Here is an 18,591-nt window from a genome sequence, read left to right as displayed (position 1 = left end):
TTGTGGGCACACAGGTTGGACGAACTCGCCAACCGTGCTCGAGCGCACTTCCACCTGGCCGGTCGAAGGTGCGTAATTGGACCTGTCAAGTCCGTGGCTTGTACGACTTGCCTCACTGCACACCGGAAAGGAGTGCGGAGCCATGAACTTCTGTCACAGTACCGGCGTGCTCTGTGCGGGAACCGGCCCGGAACGTGCGCGAGATCGGGTCGTCGGCGGAAACGCCCGGTATTTTGCCCTGGTACGGCCGTGTTGACCTCGCGCACCGGCGCCGGGCCGGCTCGGTTCGCCCGCGTGCTCGCGGTGATCTCGTTGCTGGGCGCGCTTTCTTCCTGCGGTATCTCGGTGACGTCCGGCTACAACGGACAGGTTCCCGGCCGTGAGAACCAGAAGAGCACGAACATGGACGCGCCCTACGGCCCGCTGTATCCCGCCGACGTCGCGGTGCTGGTAGCGGTGGCCCAGGCAGGGTTCTGGGAGGCGCCCACCAGTGAACTGGTGGCGAAGGAGAGCAAGAACCCGCGCGTCCGGGCGGTGGCGGCGCAGCTGTCCCGGGAGCACCACACGCTGAACATGGTGAACCAGCAGGCCGCGTCCCGGCTCAACGTCCAGCTCCCCGAAGCCGCGACGCCCCAGCAGCAGAGCTGGCGGCGGCAAATCGAGGCGGCGAGCGGGGACGAGCGGGACCGGCTCTACGTCACCCTCACCCGGGCCGCGCACGGCTCGGTCTACATGAAGGTCGCGACGGTCCGGGCGACCACCCAGAACGACGTGGTCCGCTCGCTCGCCGAGGTGGCCACCGAGTATGTCGCCCGGCACATGGCTCTGCTGGAGAGCACCGGATTGGCGAACTCCGATTCGGTCGCCGTGCACGCCGGAACCGACGCGCCGTACCAGCCGACGCCGACGATCGCGGAAATCGTGATGGGGATCGGCTTGGCGCTCGTCGCGGCCTTCGGGACGCTGGCGGTGGTCAGGGTCGCCTCCCGGCAGACCGCGGAAACGGCTGGGAATGGAGTGGCAATCGAATGACCGGAACACTTTCGAGCCTGCCGGAGACGGCGCTGGCCGCCGGGTACACGGGCAACGACGTCGGGGTCCGTTCCGTGGTCGCGCTCGCGGCTCGCCTCGCCTACCTGAGCATGTGCTTGACACTGTGCTGGGGAATTCTCACCGCGACCGGGTGGATCCAGCGCGTGACCGGGCACCAGGCACTGCGCACGGGGCACGTGATGCTGGCCTCGTTCGCCATCGCGACGGCGTCGGTGCATGGCTTCGGCATGCTGTTCCTCGACGAGCAGGTCATCGTCGGCACCCAGGTGGTCATCCCGTTCCTCAACGGCTACGTCCGGCACGGTCTCGGCATCCTCTCCTTCGAACTGCTGGTCGCCATTGCCATCACGGCAGGAATGCACCGGTTCATCCGCTACCGCAACTGGTTGCGCTTCCACCAGACGGCGTACGTGGCGGTGGCTCTGGGCGTCGTGCACTCTTGGTGGGGCGCGTGGTCGAACGGCAACTTCCAAGTGGTGTGGCTGGCCGGGATCACGGTTCTCGCCCCGACGATCGCGCTGGCCACGGTCCGCTTCCTGCCGGTTTCGCTGCTGGTGAAGCTCGGCCTCGTCGGGGACAAGGCCGCCGCCGTCGCGGAGAAGCAAGTCGTCAAGACGGCGCCCTTGAAAATCAGCGTCGACAACCAACGGTGTCACCGCTACGGCTTCTGCCAGGCGGAAGCGCCGGATGTGTTCCAGCTGCGCGAAGACGGACGGCTCGCCTACCGGAAGCAACCCGAGCTGACGCGGAATCTCGATGTCATCTCCGCGGCCCGGGCGTGCCCGATGCGAGCGATCCAACTTGAAGGGACCAACCACCATGGTTGAGCTGCCGCGAATAGTCATCGTCGGTGCCGGACTGGCCGGTATGTGCGCCGCCGAGCGGCTGCGGGAGCTGGGGTTCGACGGGGAGATCATCATCATCGGCTCGGAGTCGACCATGCCGGTCTACCGGCCGGCGTTGACGAAGCAGTTCCTGACAGGTGAGCTCGGTCTCAAGGAAATCGTCACCGCGCCGACGCACGACCTCGAAGCGTTGTGGCGGCTGAACACCACGGCGTCGCAACTGGACCCCAAGCGGCGCGTCGTGCACCTGCCCGGTGGTGAAGAACTCGAATACGACGGGCTGGTCATCGCCAGTGGCGTCGAAGCCCGCAGGCTCCCCGGCGCCATGCGAGCCGGCTCGCGGGTCGCTGTGCTTCGCACGATCGCCGACAGCAAGCGCCTGAAGCAAGCGCTTTCCAGCGCCCGGGATCCGATCGCGGTGATCGGCACCGGCTTCATCGGCTGCGAGGCGGCCTCCAGCATCCGGTCCCTCGGGCAGAACGTCGTCCTCATCGGGAATTCGAAGCTGCTGATGAGCAACCTGCTCGACGCCGGGCACGCGCAGCGGCTGACCGAGCTGCACCGCAAGCACCGCGTCCAGCTGCAGCTCGGCACCCGGGTCGAGAAGTGGGCCACCAGCGGGTCGCAGGTCCACCTGCGGCTGTCCAACGGAAGGCAGCTCGACGCGGCGTTCGTGGTCGCCGCGGCGGGTTCGGTGCCGGCGGTCTCGTGGCTGCGTGATTCGGGTGCGAAGCTGGACAACGGGGTCGTGTGTGAACCCACCTGCCACGTGGCCGGGCTGGACGACGTCGTCGCGGCCGGGGACGTCGCCAGCTGGCCTAACCTGCGCTTCGGCACCGAACCGCGCCGCGTCGAGCACTGGACGAATGCGATTGAGATGGGGCGGGCGGCGGCCGAGAGCCTGCTCACCGGTCGTGGTTCGGCCACGCCGTTCATGCCGGTGCCCCGGTTCTGGTCCGAGCAGCACGGACTGCGCATCCAAGCCGCGGGCATGCCGGCGGTCGGGAAGGAGCGCGAGCCGATCGATCCCACCACCCCGGGCGGGCACTCCTTGACCGGCTACTACCGGGACGGCGAGCTGGTCGGGGTCATCGGGTTCGACAACTCGACGGCGGTCCTTAACCACGCCAAGACCTTCGTGGACAAAACGCCATTGGCCCATCCTGGTGCGCAGGCGCCGGCCGGACGAGCTCCTGACGCCGCCCCCGGGGTGGCCGGCAAACCGAGGCCGGACCCTCGCCCCGAGTTCCTCCGGGTCTGACTCGAACGCCGATGAACGCGAAAGGAGGACTGCATGCGATCGAACGTCTTGGCGATCTTCTCCGTCGTGGCCGTGGTCGCCGCGGCCGCTTACGCCATCCAGCAGTCACCGAACTTCACCTCACAGACGACCGGGCTCACCATCCTCACCGTCGATGCGGCCGACTACCGCTCGATCGTCGTCCCGCTGCCCTATCGTGAGCAGCCGCGGACGATCCAGGCCCCGGTGCCGGAAACGGAGATCGCCACCGCGTGGTCGGGGCCGGAGGCGTCCGGTCAGCAACCGGAGAGCATGGGCACCATGGACATGGGGCCGTCCCCTGCACCGCCGTCCACGACAGCGCAGCCAGCGCCGGCTCCGACGAGTACGCCGAACGCGGACGTGCCGGAGAGCTCCACGGACCACCCGTCGGCACCGCGGACGCCCGGCCAGTCGGCAGGGGGTCGCTGATGAGTGACGACCGGACAGGAGCCGCTGTCACCGCGGCACGGCATTCCGGAAACGGGTCCGGAAGATCTTTGGCGGGAGCAGACCCGGTCCGATTCGGCGGCTGGAGCGATTACGGGGAGTGGGCCGACCACGACTTCCGAGAGCGCAGTCCTGCGGAAGAGACCGTGGTCAACGGCCGGAGGCCGATCGTCGTGGAAGTGATGACCGCGGTGGTGCCGATCAAGCTGCCGGAGGAACCGGAGGGCGACGCCGAATCCAAGGAGGTGTGCCGGATCTTCCCGCCCGGGGAGTACGAGCAGGTCTCGGGGGCGGACTTCTTGCTGGAAGTCGATCACCCCTCCGCCCTGATCCGGCCGTACCTCGGGATCGGCCCGGCCGCTGGCATGAGAGACGACCTCGGCCTGGAAACCATCATCGAGACAGTCCAGCCCTACGCGACACTGCCGCTCAAATCGCTGAGCACGGACCAGCGCATGGTCTACCGGACCTGTTCGATGCCGCAGTCGGTGGCGGAGATCGCAGTCGCCATCGAGGCGCCGATCGGCCTGACGACGATGATCATCAGTGACGGTATCGACCGGGGATTCCTGCGGGTGCACAGCACCGCACTGCCCACGGTGGGCGGCCTGCCGTCGATCGAGCTTCTCCGGCGGGTCCACCGGGGACTGTCGCGACTTTCCTGACCCGGATCTTGACGGAGGAACGATGAGCACCGATGCGGTACGAGAGCGCGGCGGAACGTCGTTGCAGACGAGGTTCATCGTCCTCTGCGCTCTTCTGGTCACGTCAGCGGCTTTGAGCGCCGTCGGCCTGATGCGGCCGTCGCCGTGGCTCCACCTCGCCGCTCTGGCCGTGGCGGTCACGGCGATCGGGGCCGCGTGGTCGGCCTTCCGGGAGGCGCAGCGGGTGCGCCGGTCGCTGGAGACCGTGCACCGGGAGCTCGAGCTGCTGGCCCAGCAACGGTTGCCGAACCTCGTGAACGAAGTCGTCGCCAGGAAGCAAGTGGAGGGCGTCAGACTGAGGCTGAATCCCTTGCAGGACGAGAAGCTGGCCGCCCTGATCGGCGACATCGAGCAGGTGTGCAGCAACGCGGTCCGGCTGGCCCTGGACCACGAGGAGATCCGGTCCGGTTATTCGGAAGTGTTCGTGAACATGTTCCGCCGGACCCAGACGTTGCTGCTGCGGCAGCTGCAGATCATCGAAGGGCTCGAGCAAGCCAACCGGTCACCGTCCGACCTGAACCGGTTCTACCAGCTCGACCACCTCGTCATGCGCATGCGCCGGAACAACGAGAACATCCTCGTCCTCTCGGGCACAGAACTGGTCCGCAAGACGAAGGACCCGGTGTCGATCGACGACCTGCTGCGCGCGTCGATCTCGGAAATCGACAGCTACCAGCGGGTGCGGTTGCTCAGCACACCGTCGGTGCGGGTGTCGAACATCGCGGCCGGGGACCTCATCCGCATCGTCGCCGAACTGCTGGACAACGCCACCGCGTTCTCTCCGCCGGACAAGCAGGTCACCGTGAAGGCGGAGCTGGCCCGGCACCAGGGACTGTCGATCGGGGTCATCGACAACGGTATCGGCATGACGGACTCCGACATCGGCAAGGCCAACGAGCAGCTGCGCAAGCTGGGCTCCGCCGAAATCGCCCGTTCCCGCCGGCTCGGCCTGCTCGTGGTCGGGCGGCTGGCCGGCCGGCACGGCTTCCGGGTCGAGCTGTTCGGCGGCGATGGTGTCGACGGGGTTTCGGCCCTCGTTTCGGTGCCGAGTTCGGTGCTGTTGAACGAGGACACGGTCCGCGCCGCGCTACCGGGTGATCCGAGCCGGGGCCAGCCCTTCGAGGCCAAGGTCGCCACCACCAACCGCGCCGGGCGGGGCGACTCGGCAGTGCCGATGACCGTCACGGTACGTCGCCAGGACGCACCGGGACCCGATGGCGCGTCCGTGCGACGGCCGTCGGCGTGGCACAGCCGGACGAAGGCGCACGCACCCCGTCGGCAGGGCAGCGGGCTGGACCCCGCCGAGCTGGTCGCACAGGCGCACTCCGACGTTCCCGGCGAACTGCCGACCCGGGTGCCCAACAAGAACGTGGGCACCACGCAACCAGCCGGCTCCCGAATCGCATCCCGGTGGTTCCAGGCGAAGAGCCGGAACCGGAAGCAGGAGCGGAACCCGGCCCCGATCGACGCTCGACTTTCCCTGGAAGCCGGTGGTGGCATGGCAGACGAGTGGCAGTCGAACGTCGACCAGGCGTGGCAGATAGCCGAGCGGTCCCAGCAGCAGGACTACACCTACACGGAGGAAGGGCTGCCGCTGCGCCATAAGGGCGCGCACCTGTTCGTCGATGACTCCGGAAATGGGCCGGAGGCGCACGCCGCGCAACCCCCGAAGCCCATCGAGCGGGATGCGAAACACACGCAGCGGCGACTGTCCAGTTACCAGCAAGGTGTGCAAAAGGCCAAGGAGCAAGAAGCCAGGCTCCGCGGAGCGAAGCATTCCGGTGGCTGGACCATCCTCGAGATCGATCGATAACAAAAGCGAAGTGGAGATGTGTTCTGATGGCTGAGAAAGACGATTCCCTCACCGAGTACGCGTGGCTCATCAACGACTTCGTGGAGCGGGTGCCCGGCGTGGCGCACGGCGTCGCGGTGTCCTCCGACGGCTTGCTCATCGCGTCGTCCAGCACGCTGCCGCAAGATCGCGCCGACCAGCTGGCGGCCGTCGCGTGCGGGCTGGTGAGCCTGACCGAAGGCGCGGCGCGCTGCTTCGAGGCCGGCAATGTGAACGAGACCATCGTCGAGATGGACGCGGGAACGATGCTGCTCATGGCGATCAGCGACGGTTCGTGCCTGTCGATCCTCGCCGACCCCGGCTTCGACATCGGGCAGATCGCCTACGAGATGGCGCTGCTGGTCGACCGGTTCGGTCACATGCTGACTCCGGAGCTGCGGCGTCAGGAAGCGGAAACCATCACGGCTTCGGCCGGGACGTCGGCGAACTAGTTTCCCGCCTCGGAAAGGGATGCAGATGGAAAAGCACAAGCCCGCCGCGGCCGGTGGCTCTTCGAAGAAGTCCGTGATGACCTCGAAGATCGTCGTTGCCGGCGGCTTCGGCGTCGGGAAGACGACGTTCGTCGGTGCAGTTTCGGACATCAAGCCACTGACCACCGAAGCCAGGATGACCGTCGCCAGCGGCAAGCTGGACGACACCGACCGCCTCCCCTACAAGGGGTCCACGACGGTCGCGATGGACTTCGGCCGGGTCGCGCTCGACGACGAGCTCCTGCTGTACCTGTTCGGCACGCCGGGGCAGGAGCGCTTCTGGTTCATGTGGGACAGCCTGGTCCGCGGTTCGATCGGCGCCGTCGTCCTGGCCGACACGCGACGGCTGTCCGACTCGTTCTCGTCGGTCGACTTCTTCGAGAACCGCAACATCCCCTACGTCATCGGGGTGAACACCTTCGACGGCATCCTCCACCACCCACTCGAACACGTCCGGCGGGCGATGGCGGTCGATCCGGCGATCCCGATCTTCCGGTGTGACGCACGGGAGCGGGAGGAGGTGAAGGAGACGCTGCTGGGGCTCATCGAGCACGTCATGAAGCGCGTCGAGCAGGTCGCCGAACCGTCGATGACCTAGCCAGTGGTCAGGCCAACGCAGTCCAGTTTTACCGCACAGGATGGATGATGGGTGATGGGTGACGAACAACGCGAAATCGTCGACCTCGACGTCGACAAGTTCAACGAGATCACGAAGTCCGACGGCGTGATCGTGATCCACCTCTCCGCGGAGTGGTGCAGCCCCTGCAAGGCGTTCACCACCGTCTTCCACCAGACGGCGGAATGCCACGACGACGTCGTGTTCGCTTCGCTCGACACCGACTCGCAGCCGGAGCTCGGTGCGGCGTTCAACGTGAAGTCGATTCCGACGATCGCGGTGATGCGCGGGGGTGCCTTGATCTTCACGCACGAGGGCTCGCTCAGCGAAAACGCCCTCAACGACGTGATCCGGCAGGCGCGCGAGGTCGACGTGGACGCGATCCGCAAGTCGATGGCCCCCGCCGGCGCGGCGGAGTAGGGGCGGGACTTGACTCTGGGAAGGAAACGCAAGTGAGTGTCAAAATCGGCTCTCGAGCTCCGGATTTCACGCTCGACAGCAACCAGTTGGAGCCGGTCACGCTGTCGTCCTTCGCGGGCGACAAGAACGTCCTGCTCGTGTACTACCCGCGCGCCTTCACACCGATCTGCCGAGGCGAGCTGTGCCAGCTACGCGACGAGGTGGAGCTGTACCACAAGTACGACGTCCAGGTGATCGGGGTTTCGGTGGACTCCCCGTTCTGCCTCAAGGCGTGGGCCGAGGTGCAGGGCTACCCCTTCCCGCTGCTGTCCGACTTCTGGCCGCACGGTGAGGTGGCGGCCACCTACGGAACGTTCGACGACGCCGTCGGCGTCGCCCGGCGGGGGACTTTCCTGATCGACACGGAGGGGATCATCCGGTTCGCGCAGGTCCAGCGGGAAGACGTGGCCCGCGACCAAGGCGAATGGAAGCACCAGGTCGCGAACATGCTGGGCCCGCACACCCGAGATCTGTCCGACGTGATGATCCCGGCCGCGCCCGGCAACTGGATCACCGTTTCGGACGAGTCCTGAGAAGGTAACGGGGTATCAGCCGACCAGGTGGAAGCCGCCGGCAGTCGAAAGGGCGACCTTGGCGGCCGCATCACTGGGATGCGGCATCCGATTCTTCCACGCCAGACGAACCGGACCCGGGAACGGCTGCCGCACGCGTGGTCGGAGCGAGCAGTCGTTCTTCGAGCGACGTCGCCGGACGAATGGCCGCGCCGATCGCCGTGGGTAAATCCGGATTCGAACGTCACTGGTCTGGTGCGCGGAAGTCGAGTTGCTGTTCGGCCGTTGCGCAATGGCGTTTTTCCGTGTTGCCATCTGTTCCGCGCTGGTCGTCCCTGCGGTGGCGCGCGCCTTCCCGTCCAACGTCTGGGTGACCCCCCGAGTGCATGCGGATCGGAAAGCTTCTCGCGAAGATTTCGGAACCGGTCAACGGGCGCGAAAAGTTCGCAGCAGCAGACTGTTGCCGACTACGAATGCCGAGCTGAACACCATGGCGATACCGGCGATCATCGAGTTCAGCAAGCCGATCACGGCGAGCGGAATCGCTGCGCCGTTGTAGGCGAACGCCCACACCATGTTGCTCTTGATCGTCTTCAACGTGCGCCGGGAGAGCTGGATCGCGTCAGCCACGGCGAACAGATCGTCGCGGGCGAGAGTCAGGTCTGCCGCCTTCCGGTTCTGCGCGGCTTCGACGAGTGCCGTTGTCCGCGCCAGTCGTGTGTCGGCGCCCACGTGGGTGGCTCGCACCACCAGGTGGCCACTGACATTGATCGTCGCGCCGAACACCGTGTCACCGGGCCGGACTTCCATGGGCAGGCTCTCTCCGGTGAGCATGCTGACGTCGACCGCGGAATCGCCCTTGTCGACGATGCCGTCGGTGGCGATCTTCTCGCCGGGCCGCACGACGAAACGATCGCCCACACGGAGATGGTCGACCGGGATCCGTCTCTCGCCATCGTCGCTCAGTACCGAGAGGTCCTTCGCTCCCAGCGCCCGTCGCGCGCGCAAGGCCTCGTTCGCGCGGCGTTTCGCGCGACCTTCGAGGTAGCGCCCGGCGAGAATAAAGGTAGGCACTCCCGCGCATACCTCGAGATGGATGTTGCTGTCGCTGGCAAACCTCAGGGGCCAGTTCGAAAGGGTGTGTGACTCCAGGTAACCCCGCGAATCCGAAAAGTGGCGAGTATAGTGACCAGTCGAAGGCGGCGAATGTGGCAACCGAGATCAGCGTGTCCATGGTGACGGAGCCGCGGCGCAAGTTCGTCCACGTTGCCCGGTGGATCGGTACCGCGCCCCAGACCAGCACCGGTGCCGTCAGTGTTAGCGAGATCCACTGCCAATACGTGAACTGCAGCGGGGGGACTATGGCCATGAGCACGACCGGTGCCGTCAGCGCAGCCGAAACGGCCAGCCGGTGCCGCAGCGACCTGTCCGCGTCCGCATTCGCATCGGGAGACGACGTCTCGGATCCGGGGATCGCCGCGCGGTAGTCCGCTGCTTCGATCTCGGCGATGAGCTGCTGGGGTACGACATCGGCCGCGTAGGTCACGCTCGCCTTCGCTGTCGCGTAGTTGACCATCGCGGTGACGCCCTCGAGCTTGTTGAGCTTGCGTTCGATCCGCGCGGCGCAAGACGCGCACGTCATGCCCGTGATCGCCAGTTCGATGCCTGTCGAGAATCGCGCTTCAGCAGTCATGTGCCCACCCATCAGCGACCGGACACGCCGGCTCTGCCGGATGGCGAACCGGGCGTCTTCACCACGTCACGGTCCAGCCTGCTGGAACCGCCCGGCGGGCTCGGCTCACAGGAGATGCTCGTCGACGATAGAGGGTTTGTGAAGTAGGCCCTGCGAGCCTCGGTGCTGGGTTCGAGGCGGCGCGGAGGGAGCGGGTCACGTGGACGTCAAAGTGCTGGTGCACGCGGCGGACGAGATCGGTGAAGCCGGCGTCAAGGCCATGCTGACCGGCCATGAGCAGCTCCACGTCGTGCCGGACGAGCCGGGCTGCCGGCCGGACGTCTTGGTCGTGGCCGTGGACGGGGTGGTGGGAACGAGCACGTTCGCCCTGCTCCGGCGTTCCGGGGCCGGTGAGTCCCGGGGCGGCCCCCGTGCCGTGCTCGTGGCGGACCGGTTCAAGTCCGAAGACCTCCTGCTGGCGGTTGAATGCGGGGTGGCGGCGTTGCTGTCCCGGCAGGAGCTCAAAGAAGGAACCCTGGCTTCGGCGGTGGTGGCGGTCAGCCGCGGTGCGGCGCTCATGCCGTACCGGTTGCAGGGCATCCTCTTGGACCAGATCAGCCGGCTGCGGTCCCAGGTGCTGGCCCCGGCGGGGTTGACGCTGTCCGGTATCGAGACGCGTGAGCGCGACGTCCTGCAGCTGATCGCGGAGGGTTACCAGACCGACGAGATCGCCGTTCGGCTCGCCTGCTCCGTGGGGACGGTCAAGAACGTCCTCTACGGGCTGATGGACCGGCTGCAGCTCAACTCGCGGTCCCATGCGGTGGCGTACGCGATGCGGGCCGGAGTGATCTGAACCCCGGTCGTGCCGAGGAACCAACGTGGTAAACCGGCGGTCCACTGGGACTGCCGTCGATTGTGGAGGACGGAAATGGATCCGGTTCGGGTGGGTGTGCGTGCCGTCGACTCGATCACCGAAGTCGGGTTGGTCAGCTTTCTGCGGAACTGCCGGCAGGTCGAGGTCGTCGGCACCGACGAGCTGACGGAGCGGGACGTCCTGGTGGTGCAGGCGGAGCGCATGACGCCGCAGGTCATCGCTGAACTCCGGACTGCCCGGTGGGCAGGGGTGCCCAAGGTGCTCCTGATCGACGAACTCCGCGACAGCGACGTGGTCAGTGCCGTCGAGTGCGGGGTCGTGGTGGTGCTCCCGCGCAGCCGGACCTCCGGGGACGGGCTGGTCGAAGCCGTGGTCGCCGCCGCGTCGGGCCGCGGCCTGCTCCCGCCGGATCTCCTGGGTGGCCTGCTCGACAGCATCCGGCGGTTGCAGCACGACGTCCTCACCCCGCGCGGCCTGGGCGCGGCCGGTTTGACCGCGCGCGAAGTCGACGTGCTCAAGCTGATGGCGGAGGGGCTGGACACCGCCGAAATCTCCAGCCGGTTGTGCTATTCAGAGCGAACGGTCAAGAACGTCATCTACGAGATGACCAGCCGGCTCAACCTGCGCAACCGCCCGCACGCGGTCGCCTACGCCGTGCAGGCCGGCGTCATCTGAGAGTCGCGTCCGGCCGGGGGTGTCCCGGTCGCGGTGACGGCCGCGGCCAGCTCGTCGTAGATCGGCGTGGGTTCCGGGGGACCGGGCGCACCGGCGCCGCCATGGCCATCGTCGTTCGCCTCGGGGTTCACGCCGCCATGGTATTGGTTGCCCGGCCCGGCACGGATGATCCCGTTGTTTTCGGTATTTCCGTCCAGCGATGATGCCCTTTCGCATGATGTCGTGCCGCTACCCGAAGTGATTCCCGGCCGCAATTGCTTACTCGCGCCGAGTGCGGATAGAGGATTCGTTGAGTCGCCTCTGGTGATATCGGTGGAGTCCGTGGCAGGAAGCGGGCGACCCGGATGCGAGGACCGGGAAGGGCTGGGATCGGAGGAACGGCAGATGGCGCGTCGGCGTGGTGGGCTTGTGGGGCGGCGCGTGGAGCTCGACGCCCTCGTCGAGGCGGGGGTGGCCGGCCCGACCGTGGTCCGGGGCCTGGCCGGCAGCGGAAAAACCGCGCTGCTGCGCGAAACACGTCGCGTGCTGGCGGATCGGATGGTGCCGGTGCTCTCCGTGCCGTTCCCCGCGGACGGACCGGCGTGGGATCTGTTCGGTTTCCGCGCGGTGCTCCGGGCGGTGCGCGAGCAGTACGAAGATTTCGACACCGATTCCCGGCTCCCGGATTCCCTCGACGATGTGAGCCGCTTGTGCACGGAAGCGGGCTACGCCGACCCGTGGACGCGGTTTTGCCTGTTGCACGCGATGAGCACGTTGTTCACCCGCCTGAGCACGACCGCTTCCGTGACGGTCCTCCTCGACGACCTCGACCGGCTCACCGAACCCGTGGTGGCCGCCGCGCCGATGTACCGGGCCGGGCACACCGTCATCGCCGCGTGCCGCGTGCCCCTGGCGGGCACCGCGGACCACCTCGGCCGGGCCTTCCCCCGGACAATCGAACTCGAACCGCTTCCCGCGGAGCCAACGTCGGAGCTGCTTCGGCGGACTGCGAAGGGGCCGCTGACGCCCGCCGCCGAACAAGCCATCCGGGACGCGCTCGGCCCGTGGTGGGGAAACCCTGGCGCGGTGGTCGCGACCGTCACCGATCTGCGTGAGCGTGGCCGGCTCGATGCGACCGGGGAGGTCTTCCACCTGCGCGGTCCGGAGGCGCCGGTGGCGCTCCCGGCAGGGCACCCGGTGCTGACGGGGCTCGCCCGGTTCGGGAATCTCGGCAAGCGGCTGGTGCTCCTCGCATCCGCACCGGACGGCCTGCTCGTCGACGACCTCCCTTTCGCGGCCGGCGGTGAAGGCGACGCGCGAGACGCCGGCCGCGCGGTCGACGCACTGATCTGCGACGGTGTCCTCGAGTGCGACGCTTCCGGGACGATCCGGTGCCGCGTGCCCGGCGCCGGTACGGCGGTGGCCGAGGAGATGGGGGGTCGCGCCCGGTTGCACGGCGAGATCGCCGAGCGCCTGCGCGGAAGCGCCGGTGTGGCGGGGGTTCCGCTGGATACCCTGGCCAGGCACGTGGTGTCGGCGGGACGGGAGCTGCCCCGGCACCCGGACTACGCCGAGGTGCTCCGCGACGCCGACGGCCTCTTCGCCGCCGATTCCGCCGGGCGGACACGCCACGTGTATGCGGCGTGGTGGCACGCCGGTCCGGGAAGCGGACGCGCCATGCGGCAGGCCGAAGTCCTCCGCCACCTCGTTCGCGTCGGGGATTACCGCACCATGGCGGACTTCGTCGCCGAGGCCGCGCGCGACGTGGACGACGAAGCGACGGCGGAACTCGCCGCCGGAGCCGTACTCGCGGCCGTCCACCTCGGCCACCCCGTGCCGGCAGACGTCCGCGAACGACTCGGCCGAAGTGCGCCGGCCCGCGCCGTGGTGGACCTGGCCGGGCGCTGGTTCGCCGGCGACCCGGTCGCACCGCACGACGTCAGTGCTCACTTCGCCCCGGTGTGGCAGCACAGCCGTCCGGTCGCGCCCGGGCCGGGGCCGCGCACTTGGCGTCATCGACGTCCGGAAGCCTCGCTCGCCGACGCGTGCGCCGTGCGAGACCTCGTTCCGGTGTTCGAAGCCGTGTTGGGCAGCGACTACCGGGTTCCCGCGGCCGGACCGCTGTCGGCCTACCACCGGGCTCGGACCGGCTACGCCGAGGGACGCTGGAACGAGGCGCTCGGTGCGGTGGAAGAACTCGAAGTCCACGACGGCGTGGACGAATTCGTCCGGGAGCACGCTCGCCTGCTCGCGGCCGAGATGTGCGGCTGGCAGGGGGAAGGGGTCCGCGCGGCTGCCTGGCTGGCCAAGGTGCCCGGCACAGGGCATGCCCCGCACCTGCGAGCTTGGGTCGAAGCCGGTCTGCGCCACCACGCGGGGGAGCCCGAGGAGGCGTTCGAAGCCGGCCGACGGGCCTTCGGCGCCCACCCGTTCTCGCGTGACGAAATCGGTGCTTCGCGGCTGTTGTGCCGCTTGGCCTGGCTCGCCGGCCGGATCGGGGACACCGAGCGGTGCCGCACCGTGGTCGCCGTGGCCGAGGAGTACCACGAACTCCGGAGCTGCCCGCGCTCGTTCGGCGTGCTCGCCCTGGTGCGTGGACTGGCCGGCCGCGACGAGTCGCAGCTCCACTCCGCCGAGCGGCTGGTCCGCAGGCGTGGCGGCCACGAGCTGGTCCTGCTCGGCGAGTCGGCTGCCCGGTCCTCCGAGTCACCCCGGAGCCGGCTGCACGAGGCAGCGGAGTTCAGCCGCCCGCGCGGTGCCACCCGCCCGGCGGGCAAGGCCCGGGAAGCCGTTCCTCCCGGCGTCCGGGTGCCCGCTGAGCTGCAGGCGGCCGAGCCGCTGTCCGGCACCGAGCTCGAGATCCTCGAGCTGATCCGGACGGGACAGACCAACCGGCAGATCGCGCGGAGCATCCGGATGAGCGAGAAGACGGTCGAGAAGCACCTCTCCCGGCTCTTCGTGAAGGCCGGCTGCCGGACCAGGTACGGCCTGGCCACGTCGGGCCTGGGCCGCCGGCGTGACGTGGTCGGTGCGCACGGCTGATCGCCCGGCCGCGTCAATGCACGGTGCGCCGACGGCAAAATCGGGTGGAAGCGCTTTCCAGTGCTGCGTTCGCTCAGCACCGTTGTCCCGCTTTGCCCGGTCACGCGAACCGGCGCCGGAGCCACCGGGTTCGCGAATTGAGGCGGAATGAAGTCCGGGTGCCGAAACTGGCAGCATGGATCAGTTCTCGCGAGAGAGCGCGGGCGGTGACCCCGGGTACGTTCACGCCGTTCATCGGCACACGATCGTCTTCACGCTGCTCTTCCCCGGCGGTCGGCCGGTCCCGGTGGACGTCGACCTCCGCTACGACACCACCGATCCGTTCGCCGTCACGCTTTCCTTCGGCCACCTCATCGGTGTCTGGAGCGATTGGGCGCTCTCGCGGGAACTTCTGTTCGAAGGCATGGCCGCTCCTGCTGGCGAAGGTGATGTCCGCATCCGCCCGTCGGTGCTGGACCCTGATCTCGTTCTGCTCCACCTGGAATCCCCTTCGGTACACGCGGACTTCAGCGCCGACCGCCGGCAGCTGGGCGAGTTTTTGGACTGCAGCGCCGATCTGGTGCCTTGCGGGAGAGAGGCGGAGCGGATGGACATCGACGCGGTGATCGCGCAGGTGCTCGGGGGAAACCCGTAGCCGGCGGCAGTTCGTGAGGGATGTCCGCCGGAACCGCCGCGCACCAACACTCGGTGGTCCGGAAGGCCCGCCGGCACGGCACAGTACAAGTCCGGAGGGCGGTGCCCCGCCGGAGACGGGTCCGCACCCCCTGGCGGGTCCTTCGTTGTCATCGGAAGGCGAAAACCATGTCCCTGCCCAAGGTACCGCGGTTCAGCCGGCGCAAGGCGGGCGTTTCCTGCCGCCGGGTCGGGGAAGCGGTGGTCGTGCACGGGCCCGGCGGGATGACGGAGCCAGCTGGCCTGCTGGCGTCGTCGTTGCGCGGCGCCCCGGACTGCGTCCTCGTCGTGGTGGACTTCCCGGCCGCCGACGGATCGCTGACCGGGTGGGAGGCCATCGCGGCCGCCGTCGCCGAGGACGAGCGAGCGGTCCAACTGCTGCCGGTCACGGAGGCCGGTGAGATCACCCTCCCGGCCGCGCAGTGGCTCGCCGACCGGCTCGGCCGTCCGGTGCGTTACCCCGACGGCGTGCTGCTAGCCGGCTCGACCGGCCTGCTTTTCTTGCCCCCGCACGCGAGCAAGGGGTGGATGGTGTGTGCGCCGGGCCAGGCGCCCATCTGGCAGGGCCGTCGATTCCCGGTCCCGGACTGGGAAGAGCCCGCCAACTCGAGCGTCCACCGGCTGGGTCGGTCCACGACTGCCGAGCCGCTGCCCGCCGGGCTGTGGATCCGGTCCGACGGTCCCGAGTCCTGGCTCAAAGCGGCCCGGGCCAAGCTGACGCGCTGGCTGCGCGTTTCGCCCCGGGAACTGACGGTCGTGCTGGGTGCGCACGGCGTGCCACCGCTGCCGCTCGCGGATGTGGCGCAGTGGTGGGCCGGTCTCCCGGCCGCCACCCGGGCACAGGTCAGATTCTTCTGCTTCGGCGAGTTCCTGGACGCCGGACGGGTCGCGCCGGGGCAGGCGCTCGCCGACGAGCTCGGCGAGGAAGTCCGGTGCTACGGCGGCTTTCCCGTTGGCAGCCCGGACAAGCCGGACATGTTCCTCCTGCGGCCGGACGGTTCCCACGGTGTGCGCACCTTCGCCGAGCAGCTCGACTTCCGTCCCCGCCGGGCTTCGATGGCCGGAACCACCGTTCTCGCGCCACGGGTCCGGCGCTCCCGGCAACCCTCCAGCAGCCTGCTGGAGAAGGAGCCTGGGAGCTATCTCCATGATTCCGGTGCGATCGTCGAAGTCGTCCAGGCCGGGCTGTGGGTGCGCCCGCCGGAGGTGCCCGCGCACGCACCCGAGATCCGGGCCACGCCGGCCGACCCCGCGGCGCTGCTGCTGTTCCACGATCCGGCGGACGACGAGCTGGTGACGCGGGTGCTGGACCGGCTCGACGAGAAGGTCCGCTCCGCGATCAAGCCGGTGCCGGTCACCGCGCCGGCGGAATCGCCGGCCAAACCGCCGGAGCCTGCCTTCGGGGCGGATCTCACGATGTCCCTGATGCCGCTGCCTCGGCTGTCCCGGCTCCTGCGCCTGCAGCCGCCGCCGGCCGAGGAGAAATCCGGCGCCACCACCCGGCTGGACGGCCTGGACGTGCCCACCGAAGACGATGATCCGGCGTCGGCCACCACGAAGATCCGGCATCCGGGCAGGACGCCGGGGTACCGGCGGCCTGAGTCGATCGGACGGACCGAGTCTGCTGAGCGGACCGAGCCGCCGGCGCAGCCGGCCGAGTCGGGTGCGCAGACCGAGCGCACTGAGCGGATCGAGCTGAATCGGCCGACTGGCCGGGCCGGTCGGGTTGAGCCGGTTGAGCGGGCCGAGTTGGCTGCGCGGACCGAGCGCACTGAGCGGATCGAGCTGGACCGGCCGGCCCGGCCGACCGAGTCGGCAAAGCCGAGCGGGCCGGCAAAGCCGAGCGGGCCGGCGGGGCCGGCAAAGCGTGCCGCGTCGGCAAAGCCGGCCGGGCGGATTGAGCCGGTTGAGCGGGCCGAGCCGGCCGAGCTGGCCGGGCCGGCAAAGCCGGCCGAGCGGGCCGAGCGGGTCGAGCCGCTCGCGCGGATCAAGTCGGTTGAGTCGACCGAGCCGGATCGGCGGACAGAGCCGCCTGAGCCGGTCGAGCCGGACCGGCGAACCGCGGCGGTGGCCGACGGCGGCCACCGTTCGCCGGACCGGCAGCCGACGCCGGACCCGGGGCTGCGGGCTTGGCCCCTGCCCACCGGATTCACCGCCGAACTGGGCATGGTCCGCACCGGCCGGGAAGCGGCCTTCGACGCCCTGTCGGAGCGGATCGATGCCGTCATGCGCCGGTTCTCCCCGCAGCGCGCGGTGTCGGACAGCGGTCTCGCCGCCGCGGTGGCCGCCGGGCTCTACCTGGCCGGCGACGACCCCGACGTGGACGACGGCCTGCGCGCCGGGGCCACGGGACCGCACGTCGACTTCGCGCGCTGCGTGGCGAGCGGTCTGCAAAAGCTGCCGCTGCACCGCAAGGCCGCCGCGACGGTGTTCGACCCGGGGCCGGTGCCGGGGAACCTGCTCGAGACCGGATCGGTGCTGCGGGAGTGGGGCTTCTTCCAGGCGCGCACGGCGCTCGGGCCGGCCGGCAGCGGTACGTCCGACGTGGTCGTCTGGTCGCTCACCGGGCGGCTGACGGCGTCCATCGAACCGGCGGACGCCGGCGTCCCCGACCGGGTGGTCTTCCCACCCGGAACCGCTTTCAAAGTGCTCGAAGCCGTCGAGCCGGGGGAGGGACGGCGCGGCCGGATCCTGCTGCGTGAGCTGGCGGCCACCGAGACCGGCCAGGACGGACCGGCCACCGGCCGCGATGACCTCGTCCGGGCTTCGCTGCGGGCCTTCGCCGACAAGGACGTCCGGGCGTCCGACTCGGTACCGGCGGCCCAGGCGGACCGGTTCGGCCGCCTGCCCGGCGTCACCGCCGCGCCGGCGCGGGAGAGTGGGGAAAAGTGAGTGGAGATCCCGCCGGAGGCACGCCCGCGGAAGCCACCGGAACCGAGCTGTTGCTGCTGCTGGATCCGGCGCTCATCGCGAGCGACGAGCAGGACGAAGTCCCGGCGCACGTGGTCCTGGGCGCGTGGCTGGTCGACGAGCCGGGCCGGCCGAGCCGGGTCCACTCCAACCCGCACTACCGGCCGAGCACGCCGGAGTCCCCGCTCGACCCCGTGGACGTGGTCCTCCGCGCGCTAGCTGGCGGCGAGGACGTCGGGGACCAGCTGGCCGCTGTGCTGCGGGACACCGTTCTGGCGATCGCGACGGCGGAGGATGGGACTGCGGTGGTCCGGGCGGCCCCGGACGGCGTGCCGTCGGTCCAGGTGGCGACTTCCCACGGGCACCGCGCCGGAGCGGGCGACGCCGATCGCTGGCTGGACGTCACCGTGGAGGACCTGGCGGCGGCGTTGCCCCCGGAGGGGGTCGACGTGCTGCTGAACCCCGGCTCGCCCGCGTCGATGTGGGTGCTAGCGGACGCGATCCGCGCGGTGGCCGCCGAGCCCTGA

General features: G+C 69.3%; 16 protein-coding genes and 2 pseudogenes. 16 read left to right on the top strand and 2 right to left on the bottom strand.

All coding sequences use genetic code 11. The annotated features are described in order from the left end of the window. Window positions 1-249: 249 nt before the first annotated feature. The 10 genes and pseudogenes from AB0N03_RS36585 to AB0N03_RS36540 all read left to right on the top strand — a co-directional run. Window positions 250-1,032: a DUF4142 domain-containing protein gene (locus tag AB0N03_RS36585; RefSeq protein ID WP_364381815.1), complete on the top strand. Its 783-nt coding sequence runs from the start codon at window positions 250-252 to the stop codon at window positions 1,030-1,032. Then, entirely contained in the window at window positions 1,029-1,880 is an 852-nt protein-coding gene (locus AB0N03_RS36580; RefSeq protein WP_364381812.1) for a ferredoxin, read from the top strand. Before AB0N03_RS36585 ends, AB0N03_RS36580 begins: the two co-directional genes overlap by 4 nt. Further along, the gene (locus AB0N03_RS36575) at window positions 1,873-3,159 is read left to right on the top strand and encodes an FAD/NAD(P)-binding oxidoreductase (protein ID WP_364381809.1); all 1,287 of its coding nucleotides are present in this window, start codon (window positions 1,873-1,875) and stop codon (window positions 3,157-3,159) included. Before AB0N03_RS36580 ends, AB0N03_RS36575 begins: the two co-directional genes overlap by 8 nt. 33 nt (window positions 3,160-3,192) lie before the next feature. Beyond that, window positions 3,193-3,609 carry a hypothetical protein gene (locus tag AB0N03_RS36570; protein ID WP_364381806.1) on the top strand — a complete coding sequence of 139 codons (417 nt, stop codon included), beginning with the start codon at window positions 3,193-3,195 and terminating at the stop codon, window positions 3,607-3,609. After that, window positions 3,609-4,292 (top strand): DUF742 domain-containing protein, encoded by a 684-nt coding sequence (locus AB0N03_RS36565; protein ID WP_364381803.1) that lies wholly within the window; start codon window positions 3,609-3,611, stop codon window positions 4,290-4,292. The genes AB0N03_RS36570 and AB0N03_RS36565 overlap by 1 nt, the downstream gene beginning before the upstream one ends. A 22-nt stretch (window positions 4,293-4,314) precedes the next feature. Then, window positions 4,315-6,144: an ATP-binding protein gene (locus tag AB0N03_RS36560; protein ID WP_364381800.1), complete on the top strand. Its 1,830-nt coding sequence runs from the start codon at window positions 4,315-4,317 to the stop codon at window positions 6,142-6,144. Window positions 6,145-6,170: 26 nt separating this feature from the next. Further along, window positions 6,171-6,614 (top strand): roadblock/LC7 domain-containing protein, encoded by a 444-nt coding sequence (locus AB0N03_RS36555; RefSeq protein WP_364381797.1) that lies wholly within the window; start codon window positions 6,171-6,173, stop codon window positions 6,612-6,614. Window positions 6,615-6,690: 76 nt separating this feature from the next. Then, window positions 6,691-7,251 (top strand): ATP/GTP-binding protein, encoded by a 561-nt coding sequence (locus tag AB0N03_RS36550; RefSeq protein WP_364381878.1) that lies wholly within the window; start codon window positions 6,691-6,693, stop codon window positions 7,249-7,251. A gap of 54 nt (window positions 7,252-7,305) precedes the next feature. Next, complete coding sequence (locus AB0N03_RS36545; RefSeq protein WP_364381794.1) at window positions 7,306-7,689, top strand: thioredoxin family protein; 384 nt, start codon at window positions 7,306-7,308, stop codon at window positions 7,687-7,689. 32 nt (window positions 7,690-7,721) lie between these two features. After that, a pseudogene (locus AB0N03_RS36540) lies at window positions 7,722-8,177 on the top strand (peroxiredoxin); the annotation flags it as partial. 729 nt (window positions 8,178-8,906) lie between these two features. On the opposite strand, the pseudogene AB0N03_RS36535 reads toward AB0N03_RS36540, so the two are convergent. Beyond that, window positions 8,907-9,933, bottom strand: a pseudogene (locus tag AB0N03_RS36535) (cation transporter); the annotation flags it as partial. A 199-nt stretch (window positions 9,934-10,132) separates the two neighbouring features. Between AB0N03_RS36535 and AB0N03_RS36530 the strand changes: the two are divergent. Continuing rightward, window positions 10,133-10,765, top strand: a complete 633-nt coding sequence (locus AB0N03_RS36530; RefSeq protein ID WP_364381792.1) for a LuxR C-terminal-related transcriptional regulator — start codon at window positions 10,133-10,135, stop codon at window positions 10,763-10,765. A gap of 75 nt (window positions 10,766-10,840) precedes the next feature. Then, complete coding sequence (locus AB0N03_RS36525) at window positions 10,841-11,461, top strand: LuxR C-terminal-related transcriptional regulator (RefSeq protein WP_364381789.1); 621 nt, start codon at window positions 10,841-10,843, stop codon at window positions 11,459-11,461. On the opposite strand, the gene AB0N03_RS36520 is transcribed toward AB0N03_RS36525, so the two are convergent. Next, window positions 11,434-11,592, bottom strand: a complete 159-nt coding sequence (locus AB0N03_RS36520) for a hypothetical protein (protein ID WP_364381786.1) — start codon at window positions 11,590-11,592, stop codon at window positions 11,434-11,436. The two genes, AB0N03_RS36525 and AB0N03_RS36520, sit on opposite strands and share 28 nt — an antisense overlap. Window positions 11,593-11,845: 253 nt before the next feature. Here AB0N03_RS36520 and AB0N03_RS36515 point away from each other — a divergent pair, with 253 nt between their 5' ends. From AB0N03_RS36515 to AB0N03_RS36500, 4 genes are all read left to right on the top strand, one after another. Further along, window positions 11,846-14,482, top strand: a complete 2,637-nt coding sequence (locus tag AB0N03_RS36515) for a LuxR C-terminal-related transcriptional regulator (RefSeq protein ID WP_364381784.1) — start codon at window positions 11,846-11,848, stop codon at window positions 14,480-14,482. A 286-nt stretch (window positions 14,483-14,768) separates the two neighbouring features. Next, window positions 14,769-15,116, top strand: a complete 348-nt coding sequence (locus AB0N03_RS36510) for an SsgA family sporulation/cell division regulator (RefSeq protein ID WP_364381781.1) — start codon at window positions 14,769-14,771, stop codon at window positions 15,114-15,116. A gap of 167 nt (window positions 15,117-15,283) precedes the next feature. Beyond that, window positions 15,284-18,046 (top strand): hypothetical protein, encoded by a 2,763-nt coding sequence (locus AB0N03_RS36505; RefSeq protein ID WP_364381778.1) that lies wholly within the window; start codon window positions 15,284-15,286, stop codon window positions 18,044-18,046. Continuing rightward, complete coding sequence (locus AB0N03_RS36500) at window positions 18,043-18,591, top strand: type VII secretion system-associated protein (RefSeq protein WP_364381776.1); 549 nt, start codon at window positions 18,043-18,045, stop codon at window positions 18,589-18,591. The genes AB0N03_RS36505 and AB0N03_RS36500 overlap by 4 nt, the downstream gene beginning before the upstream one ends.

Source organism: Amycolatopsis sp. NPDC051061, assembly GCF_040682935.1.
Classification (GTDB): domain Bacteria; phylum Actinomycetota; class Actinomycetes; order Mycobacteriales; family Pseudonocardiaceae; genus Amycolatopsis.
The sequence above is the reverse complement of the archived record's forward strand: the minus strand, read 5'-3'. Positions and strand labels throughout refer to the sequence as shown.

What these genes read in the sequence shown, in the direction of transcription:
- AB0N03_RS36580 (WP_364381812.1), top strand. Translation starts at nt 1,029, where the DNA reads ATGACCGGAACACTTTCGAGCCTGCCGGAGACGGCGCTGGCCGCCGGG.
- AB0N03_RS36575 (WP_364381809.1), top strand. Translation starts at nt 1,873, where the DNA reads ATGGTTGAGCTGCCGCGAATAGTCATCGTCGGTGCCGGACTGGCCGGT.
- AB0N03_RS36570 (WP_364381806.1), top strand. Translation starts at nt 3,193, where the DNA reads ATGCGATCGAACGTCTTGGCGATCTTCTCCGTCGTGGCCGTGGTCGCC.
- AB0N03_RS36565 (WP_364381803.1), top strand. Translation starts at nt 3,609, where the DNA reads ATGAGTGACGACCGGACAGGAGCCGCTGTCACCGCGGCACGGCATTCC.
- AB0N03_RS36560 (WP_364381800.1), top strand. Translation starts at nt 4,315, where the DNA reads ATGAGCACCGATGCGGTACGAGAGCGCGGCGGAACGTCGTTGCAGACG.
- AB0N03_RS36555 (WP_364381797.1), top strand. Translation starts at nt 6,171, where the DNA reads ATGGCTGAGAAAGACGATTCCCTCACCGAGTACGCGTGGCTCATCAAC.
- AB0N03_RS36550 (WP_364381878.1), top strand. Translation starts at nt 6,691, where the DNA reads ATGACCTCGAAGATCGTCGTTGCCGGCGGCTTCGGCGTCGGGAAGACG.
- AB0N03_RS36545 (WP_364381794.1), top strand. Translation starts at nt 7,306, where the DNA reads ATGGGTGACGAACAACGCGAAATCGTCGACCTCGACGTCGACAAGTTC.
- AB0N03_RS36525 (WP_364381789.1), top strand. Translation starts at nt 10,841, where the DNA reads ATGGATCCGGTTCGGGTGGGTGTGCGTGCCGTCGACTCGATCACCGAA.
- AB0N03_RS36515 (WP_364381784.1), top strand. Translation starts at nt 11,846, where the DNA reads ATGGCGCGTCGGCGTGGTGGGCTTGTGGGGCGGCGCGTGGAGCTCGAC.
- AB0N03_RS36505 (WP_364381778.1), top strand. Translation starts at nt 15,284, where the DNA reads ATGTCCCTGCCCAAGGTACCGCGGTTCAGCCGGCGCAAGGCGGGCGTT.